The following is a 12,689-nucleotide window of genomic DNA, read 5'->3' as shown; positions in this document are numbered from 1 at the left end:
CCAGGAACGCGGCGAGCCCGCCACCGCCGGCCCCGCCGTGCTCCGCCCCGTCGGTCTCCCCCGGCCCGGACCGGCCCGGCCAACGGTCGGCCGCCGACCCGCTCCGCGCCCGGGTCACCGCGGCCGCCGCCCCTCCCAGCCGCCGTACGCGGCGCCGCCGTACGCGGGTACCAGGGCGGCGGCCCCCGCCCCGGCCGGGACCGCCGCCTCCGCGCACGCCGGAGCGGCGTCGCGGAGCCGTTCCATCGCCTCGGTCAGCCCGTCGAGCACGTCCTCCCCGATGACCGAGGCGACCGCCGCCCGCGGCGCCGGGTCCGCGCGGGTGCCGGCCAGCAGCACCGCCCGCCGGGCGTCGGCGTGCAGGCCCATCACCCACACGTCGGCGCCGGGCAGCGGCGGCCGGGTCGGCACCCGGGGGCCGCGCGCGCCCTCGCCGGTCAGACCCCAGCGGCGCCGGATCGCGGCCACCGTGGCGTGCGACAGGCCGAGTTCGCGGGCGATGGCCCGGCTGGCGCCGGAGCCGCCGGGGGCGAGCAGCGCCCGGGTGACCACCTCGGCCTCGTCGACGGTGGCCGGCCGTCCGGTGCGCGGCCGCTGCTCCAGGCCGGCCAGCCCGGCGCTCTGCCAGCGGTGCCGCCAGGTGCCGACGGTCTGCCGGGACACCCCGAGCCGCCGGGCGATCTCAGCGTCCCGCAGCCCCTCGGCGGCCAGCAGCACCACCTGCGCGCGCACCGCCAGCGGTCCGCCGCCGCCGGCCCAGCGGGCCAGCAGGTCCAGCTCCGGCAGCTCCTGTTCAGCCACGGCCGGCCTCCCCGGTGGTGCCCGGGGTGAGCCGCAGCGTGAGGATCTGGAACGGCCGCAGCGTCAGCGGCTCACCGGGGACGCGGCTCACCAGCGGTTCCTCCATCAGGTCGGTCTCCTCGACGGCGGCGAGCGGGAAGTCCGCGCTGAGCGTGGTGCGGACCCGGCCGCCACGTGACTCGTACAGCCGCACCACGACGTCGCCGCCGCGGTCGTCGGCGAGCTTGACCGTCTCCACCACCACGTCGGGGTGGTCGACGCGCACCAGCGGCGGCTCCGGGGCGGGCCTGTCCGGGCCCGGCCGCAGCGGCAGGTTGACGGCGTAGCCCTCGGCGACGGCGTCGCCGACATCGGCACCGGGCCGCAGCGTGTGCCGGAAGCGGTGCTGGCCGCGGTCGGCGTGCGGGTCGGGGCTGTGCGGGGCCCGCAGCAGGGTGCTGCGGACCACCGTGGTGGTGCCGCCGTCGAGCCGGGTGCGGCGCGCGGTGTCGTAGCCGTAGCCGGTGTCGGCGGCCAGCGCCACTCCGAAGCCGTGCTCGCCGACGTGCACCCAGCGCTGCGCGGCCGCCTCCCGGCAGCCGCCGTCCGCACCGGAGTTGTCGTGGGTGGGCCGGGTGACGTGGCCGAACTGGGTCTCGGCCGTGCTGTGCGCGGCGTGCACGTCCAGCTCCCAGGCGGCCTTGAGGACGGTGTCCTGCTCCCGCCAGTCGATCTCGGTGTCGACGCTCAGCGCGGGGCCGCCCGCGGTGAGGGTGAGGTCCTGGACGATGACGGACCGGCCGGTGGTGCGCACCACCCGGACGGTGGCCAGCAGGGGCCCGCACTCGCGCAGCTCGACCCGCTCGGCGGCGTCCAGGTCGCGCGGCGCGCGCGGGTCGAGGTGGAGCGCGCTCCAGCCGGCCGGGTGGTCGCGGTGGAGTTGGAGCAGGTTGCCGGCCCCGCCGGGCGCCACGGCCTCGCGGCCGGAGGCGAGATGGACGGCGGACCGGACCAGGCCGGCCGCGTCGATCCGCACCCGCAGCAGCCCGTTGTCGAGGACGAAGCCGCCGTCGCGGGGTTCGGCGGTGACCGGCGGCAGGCCGTCGAGCGGCAGGCCCGCCCGCCCGGCGCCCAGCGCCGGCGCCTCGGCCAGTACGGCGGTGCGCCCGTCGGCGAGCCGCTGGCCGGCGGGCCGCGGGCCGGCTCCGGCCGCGAGCACCACCACCTCACGGCGGTCCCGGGGGCCGGGGTTGAGCACCACCGAGCCGTCCGGGTCGCCGACGGCCCGCCGCACCAGCCGCTCCAGCCGCCGCTGCGCGTCGCGGTGGGCCTGCTCGGCCTCCTGGTGCACCCAGGCGATCGAGGTGCCCGGCAGGATGTCGTGGCACTGCTGGAGCAGCACCAGCTTCCACAGCCGGTCCAACTCGTCGTACGGGTAGGGGATTCCGTGCCGGACGGCGGCGGTGGCCGACCACAGCTCGGCCTCGTGCAGCAGCACCTCGCTGCGCCGGTTGCCGCGCTTGGTGCGGGCCTGGCTGGTGTAGCTGCCGCGGTGCGGGGTGAGGTCCAACTCACCTCGCCACACCGGCGGGTGGGGGTTCTCCCGCTCGGCCTCGCGGAAGAAGGCGGCCGGCGTGGTCGGCACCACCCGGGGGGAGCCGTCCAGGTCGGCGTAGCGGCCGGCCCGTTCCAGCATCGCGCGGTCCGGGCCGCCGTCGGGTCGGCCGAACGGCAGCAGCGACGCGGTCGCCGTCCCCTTGTCGGCGAACTCGGCAACGTTGTCAGCCAGTTCGCCACCGGTCAGGGTGCTGCCCGACTCCCCGCCGGGGGCCAGGTGGGTGAGGACGCGGGTGCCGTCGATGCCCTCCCAGTGGAAGGTGTGGTGCGGCGGCGCGTCGGCGGCGCCCGGGTCCGGGCGGCGGGTCAGCACCCAGGACGCGCCGGCGAGCGCGGCCAGTTGCGGGAAGGCCGCGGAGCCGCCGGAGGCGTCGGGCAGCCACACCCCCTCGGCGTCGACGCCGAGTTCGTCGCGGAGGAACCGCCGGCCGTGCGTGAACTGCCGTACCAGCGCCTCGCCGCCCGGCAGTTCGATATCGGCCTCCACCCACATGCCGCCGACCGGCGCCCAGGTGCCGGCCGCGACGGCCTTCCGGACCCGTTCGAAGACGTGCGGGTGGTGCTCCTTGACCCACGCGTAGTGCTGCGCGGAGGACGCGGCGACCACCAGCCCGGGGTACTCCTCGGCGAGGGCGGCCATGGTGCTGAAGGTCCGGGCACACTTGCGGACGGTCTCCCGCACCGGCCACAGCCAGGCGGAGTCGATGTGCGCGTGGCCCACGGCGGCCAGGGTGTGCGCGGAGTCGTGGGCACGGCGGCTCAGCACCGGGGCGAGGACCGTACGCGCGAGGGCGGCGGTACGGGCCACGGCCCGGGGGTCGACGGCGTCGACGGCCCGTTCCAGGGCGACGCGGATCTCGTGGCGGCGCGGCAGTGCCTCGGGCAGCGCGCGCATCAGCCCGTCCAGCGCCTCGATGTCGTGCAGCAGGCCCCACACGTCCTCGTCGCGCACCGCCAGGTCCGCCCGGCGCAGCCGGTACAGGGGGGCGTCGCCGGCGGTGGCCGGGTCGCCGTAGCGGACGCCGGCGCCGGTGGCGCCCTCGATACGGGGGTTGGCGGCGGCCTCGACCAGCAGCCGCACCTGCTCGCCGCCGGCCGCGGCGGCGGCGACCGGGACGGCGCACAGGTTCGGGTGGAGGCCCTGGACGGGGTTGCCGCGGGCGTCGTGGACGAGCGCCTCGGCGCGGCCGCCGGCCTCGTCGGAGCCGAGGTCGACCAGCACCTCGACCCGGCGGCCGGCCCACCGCTCGGGGAGGGTGGCGCGGACCTCGAACCAGGTGGTGGACCAGGGCCTGCCCCACGGCTCGCCCACGGCGAAGGGTGCGTAGGGGGCGCGCAGCGCCACCTCGGCGGGGACCGGCTCGCCCAGGATGTGCCAGGCGCCGACGTCCATGGGCAGGCGTTGCGGATACAACGCGGGGCGCAGCTTCCCGGTGAGGAATGCGGATATCCGCTCCTCGCCGCGGGCGATCCGGTCATGCATGGCGGCAGCCCTTCCTGTCCAGCGGGTTGCCGCCATGTAAATCCATGAGTGTTATCAAGTCAACGTCTTCATCCCTCCTGACTTTTCACTACCGCACTGACCTGCACGTTCGCGAATGTCATGGCATTTCCGTGCCATTGCGTGGGCGATCCGGAAACTAAGTCGCATGACATCGCGGCCGGTGAAAAACGACGGCGTGTGCCGCCGTCGCTTTTCGCCCCCTCTTCACCGCCTTTTCCGGAACCGCCTGCCCACCGGAACCGCCTGCCCGCCGGGCCCGCCGGGCGGGGCTCAGGCCGGCGCGGCCGCCGGCTCCACCAGCCCGGGCACGGCGCCGGGCCGCTCCGCGCCGGGCTCCACCGCGAGGGTGCGGCCGGCGTGCGCCGCGTCGAGCAGGGTCAGCATCACGTCCAGGACGTGCCCGGCCAGCGCGGCCGAGGCCAGGTGCGGGCGGCCGGCGGCCAGCGCGCCCGCGAGGTCGGCCAGGCCGGTGCCGCGCCCGGCACCGACGTATCCGGCCGAGGGCGGCAGCAACTGCCAGGGGCCGCCCGCCGGGTGGAGTTCGACCGGACCGTCGAAGCCGTTCGGGTCGGGCACCGACAGCGAGCCCTCCGTGCCGTGCACCTCGATCCGGGGCAGCCGGGCGGCGTGCACGTCGAAGCTCATCACCAGCGTCGACAGCGCTCCGCCGGCGTGTTCGAGGACCCCGGTGACGTGGGTGTCGACCTCGACGGCGAACGTCTGCCCGGCGCGCGGCCCGCTGCCGACGGCGCGTTCGGCGCGCGGCCGGGAGGCGGCGCCGGTCACCCGGACCACCGGACCCAGCAGGTGGACCAGTGCGGAGAGGTAGTACGGGCCCATGTCGAGCAGCGGGCCGCCGCCGGGCCGGTAGTAGAACTCCGGGTCGGGGTGCCATGCCTCGTGGCCGGCGGTGGTCATGAACGCGGTGGCGGCGACCGGGCGGCCCACCAGGCCCTCGTCGACCGCCCGCCGGGCGGTCTGCACGCCGGTGCCGAGCACGGTGTCGGGCGCGCTGCCCACCCGTACCCCGGCGCCGCGCGCCGCGGCCAGCACCGCGGCGGCCTCCTCGCGGGTGGCGGCCAGCGGCTTCTCGCCGTAGACGTGCTTGCCCGCGGCGACGGCGGCGAGCGCCACCTCGGCGTGCGCGGCCGGGACGGTCAGGTTGAGCACCGCGTCGACGTCCTCGCGGGCGACCAGTTCGGCCACCGAGGCGGCCGTCGCCGCACCGGCCCGGTCGGCCGCCGCGCGGGCCCGCTCCGGGTCCAGGTCGGTGACGGCGGTCAGCCGCAGCGCCGGGTCGCGGGCCAGGGTGTCCAGGTACTGGCCGCTGATCTTGCCGGCACCGACCATCCCCACCCTCAACGGCTCGCCCACAGCAGTCCCCTCTCGGTCAGCGCCCGCACCTCGGGCACGTCGAAGTCGTCGGTCTTGTGTCCGATGGCGCTGACGAAGACCCGCCCGGCGCCGTGCCGCCGGGTCCACACCGCGGGCATCGCGACCGGGTGGTCGCGCCGCTCGTCCGCCGGGAAGACGGTGGTGGCCAGCAGGTCGATGTCCGGGTCGGTGGCCACCCAGTACTGCTCGGTGTCGACGGCGAAGTCGGACAGCCCGGCGACCACCGGATGGCCGGACCGCTCGGGCACCACGTGCACGGTGTGCTCGACGAAACCGGGCGGGTGGTGCAGGAACTGACCACCGGTCAGCAGGTGGTAGTCGAGGTTGCCGCGGAAGGAGTCGATGATCCCGCCGTGCCAGCCGGCCAGTCCGGTGCCGGCCCGGACCGCGGCGGCCAGGCCCGCGGTCTGCTCGGGGGTTGCTTCGCCCATCGTCCAGCAGTGGACCACCAGGTCGGCGGCGGCGGTCCGTTCGGCGTCGGCGTAGACGTCCAGGCTGTCGGAGACCTCCACGTCGAAGCCGTGCTCCTTGAGGAACGGGATGAAGAGGTCGGTGGCGGCCACGGGCACGTGGCCCTCCCAGCCGCCGCGGACCACCAGGGCCCGGCGGGGCCGGCCGGTCGCGGCCGTCGAGTTCGTCACGGGCGTTGCACGCTCCCATCGGTGTTGCGCAGCAGGGCCCACCGGTCGTGGGCGAGCGGTTCGGGGACGGGGTACCGCCGGGCGGCGGCCTCGTCGAAGTCCACACCGTGGCCCGGGGTGGGGTGCGGGCGCAGGCCGCCGTCCGACGGGGTGATGGTGCCGGGGTAGACCTCGTGGGCGGCGGGGTGGAAGGCCGCCGCCTCCTGCACCCCGAACGCGTGGCTGGAGATGTCCATGGCCAGGGTGGCCGCCTGGGCGATCGGGCTGACGTCGGCCGGTCCGTGCGGGGCCAGCCGCACCCCGGTCAGCTCGCACAGCGCGGCGATCTTCCGGGCCGGGGTGAGGCCGCCGAGGGTGGGCACCCGGATGCGGGCGAAGTCGATGTCCGGTCCGGCCAGCAGGGCGGTGAACTGGGCCGGGTCGTGGAAGAGTTCGCCCACGGCCAGCGGCACCGGGGAGGCGTCGTGCAGCCGCTTGAAGTGGCGGGCGTCCTCCGGCGCGAGCAGGTCCTCCACGAAGTAGAGCCGCGCGTCCTCCACCCGCCGGAGGAACTCGCGGGCCTGCCGCGGGTCCAGTCGCTCGTGCACGTCGTGCAGCAGCTCGACGTCGTCGCCGACGAGTTCCCGGACCCGGGTGAGCACCTCGGGGACGTACCGGAGGTAGCCGGCGCTGTCCCAGGGGGCGCGCCGCTCGCGGACCGCGGCCGGGTCGGCGCCGCCGCCGTGGGCGCCGTAGGTGTCGGCGCCCGGCACCGCCGCCTGCACCCGCACATGGCGGAAGCCGCGCTCGCGGGCGGCGGCCACCTTGTCGGCCAGCTCGGCCGCGTCCAGGCCGTCGACGTGCGTGTACGCCTCGGCGAAGGTGCGCACCCGGCCGCCGAAGAGCGAGTACAGCGGGGCGCCGAGCCGCTTGGCCTTCAGGTCCCACAGCGCGGTGTCGACCCCGCCCAGGGCGTTGCCCGTGATGGAACCGCCGCGCCAGTAGGCGCTGTTGAGCAGCAGCCGGTGGATGTCGTCGATGTCGTCGGGGTCGCGGCCGGCGAGCAGCGGCGCGACGTAGTCGTCGATTACCGAGCGCACCGCGAGGGTACGCTGCGGATCGCTGGCGCATCCCAGCCCGTACAGGCCGGGGTCGTTGGTCTCGACGCGGACGACGAGGTGGGGGCAGCCGTGCGGGGCGGTCAGGAAGGTGCGGACGGCCGTGATGCGGACGGCGGCGCCGCGCTCGTCCACCCAGGGTGCGGGGGCGAGCAGTGCGGGGCCGGCATCAGGCAGGGGCATGCGAACTCCCACGTACAGATAGCGGAACAGCGTACCTTCTCCTGAACGTAGGGAGCCGGTACGGGATTTGTCAACGGGGCGTACGGCACCGGGTGCCGCTCCCCGGCGACTTCTGACAACGTTGCCGCGCCGGGCGTCCGCGAACACCCCGGCCGGCGCAGCCCAGGCCCCCGCACGCCGCCCCACCCCCGGCCCGGCGCCGGGCCCCGACCCGGACCGCTCCCACCCCCCGGGCCGTACCCCTGCCCCAGGCCCCGCGCGCCGCATACCGCGGGGATCAGTGCTGGCCGAGCCGCTTCAGCAGGGTGCTCAGCGAGTGCGCGGCCTCGGTCACCAGCTGCGCGACCTCCTCGGCCCGCGCGTCGTCCATCCGGCTCACCGGCGCCGAGCAGCTGAGCGCGTCGCCGCCGTGCCCCCCGCCCTGGCCGCCGCCGAGCGCGACGGCCACGCAGCGGATGTCGGCGGAGTTCTCCCCGTCGTCCATCGCCCAGCCGCGCAGCCGCGCCTCCGCGAGCTGCGCCAGGAACGCGTCGGGGTCCACCACGGTGTTGGGGGTCAGCCGCTCCAGCGGCCAGTCCAACCGCCGCTGCACCTCGGCGGGGTCGTACTGCGACAGCACCGCCTTGCCCAGCCCGGTGGCGTGCGCCGGCAGCCTCCTGCCCACCGCGGAGTACATCCGCAGCGCGTGCCGGGACTCGCGTTTGGCCAGGTAGACGACGTTGGTGCCGTCCAGTCTGCCCAGGTGGACGGCCTCGCCGGTCTCCTCGGCCAGGGCGTCGAGCACCGGTCCGGCCAGGCTCGTGACGTCGTCCCCCTCCAGATAGGCCGTGCCGGTCAGCAGCGCCTTCAGTCCCAGGCTGTAGCGGGTGCCGGACGGGTCGACGTCCACCCAGCGGCGCGCCTCCATCGTGCGCAGGATCGCGTGCAGGCTGCTCTTCGGCACGGCCATCGCCGAGGCCATCTCGGCCAGCGACAGCCGCGCGCCGTCCGTGCCCAGCAGTTCCAGCACCTCCAGCGCGCGCGCCGCGGACTTCACCTCCTCCGGCCTGCGCTCGACCGCTCGCTCCGCGCCGCGCGCCACTCCGCCGCCGCGTGCCGCTCCACCCACCGGTTCCACAGTTCCTCCGCTCCCCGCACTCCCCAGCGCCGTGTCTCGGCGCCGCCACAGCGCCCACTCTCATCACGACACGTGCCTTGACGCTATATCAAATGCCGCCGTAAGTTCAGGTACTCCAACGCCATTCGGTCTTCTGAACGGTCGAACTCAAGGCAGGGGCTATGCATATACCTTTCACGGAGCGGTGCGCGGAGTCTTCCGACGTCAGCAGGGGTACCACCGGCAGCGGCAGGCCCCGGCGGGCCCGGCTGGCGGCGGTGGGGGTGGTGACGGTCCTGGCGCTCGCCCCGGTCGCGGCCTGCGGCGGCTCCTCCGGCTCCTCCGGGGGCGGGAAGACGCTGGACATGTGGACGTTCAAGCAGTCCCACCTGGCCGGGCTGAAGGCGGCCGCGGCGGCCTTCAAGAAGCAGACCGGCATCACCGTGAACATCGAGGTGTACGGCCCCGACGACGCCTACACCACCAAGGTGCAGGCCGCGGCGAAGACCCACGACCTGCCGGACGTGCTGGAGGTCCACTCCGACGGCGAGGACCTGGTGCTGGGCTCCGCCGGCATCTCCAAGGACATCTCCTCCGACGTCGGCAGCGACTGGAGCGGCCTGTACCAGTCGAGCGTCCAGCAGTCCGGCACCGTCACCGCAGAGAAGTACAAGGAGTCGCTGCCCACCGACTCCACCTCGCACGGCGTCAAGCAGGGCCAGCGCTTCAGCGTGCCCTTCACCTCCGGCACCTTCGGCATCGTCATGGGGAACAAGAAGGCCCTGGCGGCGGCCGGTATCACCAAGGCCCCGGCCACGTACGAGGAGTGGCTCCAGGACCTCAAGGCCACCAAGGCCAAGGACCCGGTGAACGGCGGGCTGAGCCTGGGCCTGAAGGTGAAGTCGACCGGCCTGACCTGGGCCTTCCAGCCGCTGGCCTTCGCCGAGTTGGGCAAGGACGACTACCACGCGCTGTTCTCCCAGGACCCGGCCAAGGACCTGGCCTCGCCCAACGGCGTCAAGGCGCTCAACCTGTACTCCGAGCTCCAGCCCTACTGGATGCCCGGCACCCAGAGCCTCGACATCGACGGCGCCGACCAGGCGTTCGCGCAGGGCAAGTCCGCGTGGGACATCGGCGGCACCTTCACGCTGGCCTTCCTCCAGCAGAACGGGATGCAGCCCGACGACGTGCTGGCCTTCGGCATCCCCGGCCCGGCCGGCGGCGCCGTGCCCAAGCCCGCCCTCGGCCCGCTGGCGCTGACCGGCCTGGCCGTCACCTCCACCAGCACGCACCAGGCGGACGCCGAGAAGTGGATGAAGTTCCTCGCCCAGCCCTCGGTGGCCTCGCAGTTCGCCAAGGCCGCCACCGAGGTCTCCTCCACCGAACTCGGCGCTGACGCCGCCACGGTGATGGGCCCGACGCTGTACGCCATGACCAAGACGTTCGCCGGCACCCCGGAGAACACCTACGACCCGTCGGACAACTCCTTCCGGCCGGCCGGCTACGACCAGGACTCCATGAGCGACATCATCGCCGACCTCACGCCGCTGCACCAGAAGAGCGCGGCCCAGACCGGCAAGGACATGGAGAAGCTGAACAACTCCTTCTGGAAGAACGCGCAGAAGTGACCACCACGCCCCGTACCGCAACCACAGCGGTGGCCGGCCGGCCGGGCACCGGCCGGCCGGCGGCACAGCCCGCCACCCGGACCGCCCGGCGCCGCGGCCACGAGGCGCTGTCCGGCTACCTGTTCGTCGCCCCCGCCGTGGTGCTCTTCGCCGTCATGGGCCTGTACACCGTCGGCTACGGGCTCGTGCTCAGCTTCGCCCAGTGGAACGGCTTCGCCCCGAACTGGGACTGGGTCGGCCTGCAGAACTACAAGGACCTGCTGTGGGCCAACCCCGAGTACGCGCCCGAGGTCAGGGACGCGGCGCTGCACACCCTGTGGGTGATGATCGCGGTACCGCTGCTGACCGTGGCGGTGTCCTTCCCGCTGGCGGTGCTGCTGAACTCCGCCCGGCGGATGCAGCCCCTGCTGCGCTCGATCTACTTCGTGCCGTACGTCACCAGCGGCATCGCCGTCTTCTTCGCCTGGCAGTACATCCTCCAGCCGGACGGCGCGATCAACGTGCTGCTCAAGAGCGTCGGCCTGGGCTCGCTGTCGCAGCCGCAGGGCTGGCTCGGCAACCCGCACACCGCGCTGCCCACCATGATCGCGGTCACCGTGTGGGGCGCGGTGCCGGTGGGGATGCTGATGTACCTGACGGGTCTGCAGTCGGTGGACCGCAGCGTGCTGGAGGCCGCGCAGCTGGACGGCGCGGGCTGGTGGCGGACCAACGCGTCCGTGGTGTGGCCGCTGGTGCGGCCGATCACCTCGATCGTGGTGCTGCTCAACCTGCGCGACTCCCTCCAGGGCTTCCAGACCTTCCTGGTGATGACCAACGGCGGCCCCGGCAACCACACCAACGTGCTGGGCCTGGAGGCCTACCGGTTGGCCTTCCTCAAGCAACTGGCGCCCACCCTGGGGCTGGCCAGCGCGCTCGGCTGGCTGCTGTTCGCGGCCGCGCTGGTCCTCGCCCTGATCAACCTCCGAGTGCTGCGGAGCAGGACATGACGACCACTTCCCCCGGCCCGGCCGGCGCCCTCGGCGAAGCCGGCCCGCACCGCCGCACACCGGCCGACCGCGACGCCGCGCTCCGCGCCCGCCGGATCACCGCCCGGGTGGTGGTCGGCGTGCTGCTGGCCGCGTACGCGCTGGTCAGCGCCTACCCGTTCCTGTGGATGGTGTCGGCGGCGTTCAAGAACCAGGTCGAGGTGGTGCGCGGCGGCCACCTCATCCCGCACCAGCCGACCCTGCACACGCTCACCCACACCTGGAGCCAGCTCCACTTCCTCCGGTACTTCGTCAACAGCGTCGAGGTCACCGCGATGACGGTGGTGCTCACCCTCGCCGTCTACGCCGCGGCCGGCTACGCCTTCGCGGTGCTGGACTTCCCCGGCCGCAAGGCGCTGCAACGGCTCTTCGTGGCCCTGCTGTTCGTGCCGGGCGTCACCGTGATGCTGCCGATCGTGCTGGTGGAGGACAAGCTGCACCTGCTGGGCACGCACATCGGCCTGGTGCTGCCCTTCGTCAACGGCGGCGCCCCGCTGTCGATCCTGCTGATGACCGGGGCCTTCACGGCGGTGCCGCGCGAGCTGCGCGAGTCCGCGCGGGTGGACGGGGCCAACGAGTTCCACATCTTCACCCGCATCTACCTGCCGCTGACCCGCCCGGCGCTGATCACGGTGGCGCTGCTGACCGCGATCCCCACCTGGAACGAGTACCTCCTCAGCCGGGTGTCGCTGAACAGTCCCAACACCTTCACGCTGCCGCTGGGCCTCCAGACCCTCGCGTCGGAGAACGTGCCGCACTACAACGAGCTGATGGCCGGCGCGCTGATCGTCGTGGTGCCGGTGCTGCTGCTCTTCGTCGCGCTCCAGCGGTACTTCGTGAACGGCCTGGTCGGGGCGGTGAAGGGCTGATGCGGGTACTCGTCACCGGCGCGGCCGGGCACATCGGCGGCCACGTCACCACCCGCCTGCTCGCGGCGGGACACCAACTCGTCCTCACCGACCTGCTGCCGGTGGACGAACCGCGCGCGCTGCGGGTGCACACCGGCGACCTGCGCGACCGGGAGCTGGTGCGCGAGGCCGTCGCCGGCGTCGACGCGGTCGTCCACCTCGGAGCCGTGCCGCATCCGAACGTGCCCGACGACGGCGAGCTGCTCGCCCACAACACCCTCACCGCGCACCGGGTGCTGGACGAGGCGGGCCGGGCCGGGGTGCGCCGGGTGGTCGCGGCGTCCAGCATGGCCGCGGTCGGGCTGGCCTGGTCGCCGGTGCCGGTCTCCCCCGCGTACGTACCGCTGGACGAGGAGCACCCGCTGCTGGTCCGCGACCCGTACGGGCTGTCCAAGCTGGTGCTGGAGGAGGCGGCGAGGACCGCGCACCGCCGCTACGGGATGGACACCGTCTGCCTGCGGCTGCCGTTCACCGGGCTCGGCGAGCGGCTGTCGCACTTCCTCGCCGCCTGCGCCGCCGACCCGGCCGGGCAGCGGCACGACCTGTGGGGCTGGCTGCACACCCTGGACGCGGCGGAGACCGTCCGCCGCGCGCTGGAGGCGGACCTTTCCGGCGCCCACACCGTCAACGTCTCCGCGCCCGACACCACTTCGGCCATCCCCTCGACCGAGCTGATGGCCGAGCACCACCCCGGCGTACCCGTGCGCCCCGGCGTCACCGGGCACGCCGCGCTCTTCGAACGCACCGCATGCACCGCCCTGCTGGGGTTCACCCCCCGGCGCACCTGGCGTACGACGACCGAAGGAGCGAACTGA

General features: G+C 74.5%; 10 protein-coding genes. 4 read left to right on the top strand and 6 right to left on the bottom strand.

Annotated elements, in window-relative coordinates; translation table 11 throughout:
- Positions 1-114: 114 nt before the first annotated feature.
- The 6 genes from BS72_RS32780 to BS72_RS25730 all read right to left on the bottom strand — a co-directional run bounded on the left by BS72_RS32780 (position 115) and on the right by BS72_RS25730 (position 8,325).
- Positions 115-801 (bottom strand): helix-turn-helix domain-containing protein, encoded by a 687-nt coding sequence (locus BS72_RS32780; protein WP_051951695.1) that lies wholly within the window; start codon positions 799-801, stop codon positions 115-117.
- A complete protein-coding gene (locus tag BS72_RS25750; RefSeq protein ID WP_037913977.1) occupies positions 794-3,880 on the bottom strand; it encodes an alpha-mannosidase in 3,087 nt (1,028 codons plus the stop codon). The genes BS72_RS32780 and BS72_RS25750 overlap by 8 nt, the downstream gene beginning before the upstream one ends.
- Before the next feature lie 291 nt (positions 3,881-4,171).
- Complete coding sequence (locus BS72_RS25745) at positions 4,172-5,275, bottom strand: Gfo/Idh/MocA family protein (RefSeq protein WP_037913976.1); 1,104 nt, start codon at positions 5,273-5,275, stop codon at positions 4,172-4,174.
- Entirely contained in the window at positions 5,260-5,937 is a 678-nt protein-coding gene (locus tag BS72_RS35910) for a ThuA domain-containing protein (RefSeq protein ID WP_037913974.1), read from the bottom strand. The genes BS72_RS25745 and BS72_RS35910 overlap by 16 nt, the downstream gene beginning before the upstream one ends.
- The gene (locus BS72_RS35905) at positions 5,934-7,217 is read right to left on the bottom strand and encodes an enolase C-terminal domain-like protein (RefSeq protein WP_037913971.1); all 1,284 of its coding nucleotides are present in this window, start codon (positions 7,215-7,217) and stop codon (positions 5,934-5,936) included. The genes BS72_RS35910 and BS72_RS35905 overlap by 4 nt, the downstream gene beginning before the upstream one ends.
- Before the next feature lie 277 nt (positions 7,218-7,494).
- Positions 7,495-8,325, bottom strand: coding sequence for an IclR family transcriptional regulator (locus BS72_RS25730; RefSeq protein ID WP_232792535.1), 831 nt, complete (start codon positions 8,323-8,325; stop codon positions 7,495-7,497).
- A gap of 170 nt (positions 8,326-8,495) precedes the next feature.
- Here BS72_RS25730 and BS72_RS25725 point away from each other — a divergent pair, with 170 nt between their 5' ends.
- From BS72_RS25725 to BS72_RS25710, 4 genes are read left to right on the top strand one after another with little or no spacing between them, the layout of a single operon-like run.
- Positions 8,496-9,941 (top strand): ABC transporter substrate-binding protein, encoded by a 1,446-nt coding sequence (locus BS72_RS25725; protein WP_078901626.1) that lies wholly within the window; start codon positions 8,496-8,498, stop codon positions 9,939-9,941.
- A complete protein-coding gene (locus BS72_RS25720) occupies positions 9,938-10,927 on the top strand; it encodes a carbohydrate ABC transporter permease (protein WP_232792534.1) in 990 nt (329 codons plus the stop codon). Before BS72_RS25725 ends, BS72_RS25720 begins: the two co-directional genes overlap by 4 nt.
- Positions 10,924-11,835: a carbohydrate ABC transporter permease gene (locus tag BS72_RS25715; protein WP_078901625.1), complete on the top strand. Its 912-nt coding sequence runs from the start codon at positions 10,924-10,926 to the stop codon at positions 11,833-11,835. The genes BS72_RS25720 and BS72_RS25715 overlap by 4 nt, the downstream gene beginning before the upstream one ends.
- The gene (locus BS72_RS25710; protein ID WP_037913969.1) at positions 11,835-12,689 is read left to right on the top strand and encodes an NAD-dependent epimerase/dehydratase family protein; all 855 of its coding nucleotides are present in this window, start codon (positions 11,835-11,837) and stop codon (positions 12,687-12,689) included. Before BS72_RS25715 ends, BS72_RS25710 begins: the two co-directional genes overlap by 1 nt.

Source organism: Actinacidiphila yeochonensis CN732 (assembly GCF_000745345.1).
Classification (GTDB): Bacteria; Actinomycetota; Actinomycetes; order Streptomycetales; family Streptomycetaceae; genus Actinacidiphila; species Actinacidiphila yeochonensis.
This window is presented reverse-complemented; position numbering and strand designations above follow the sequence as displayed.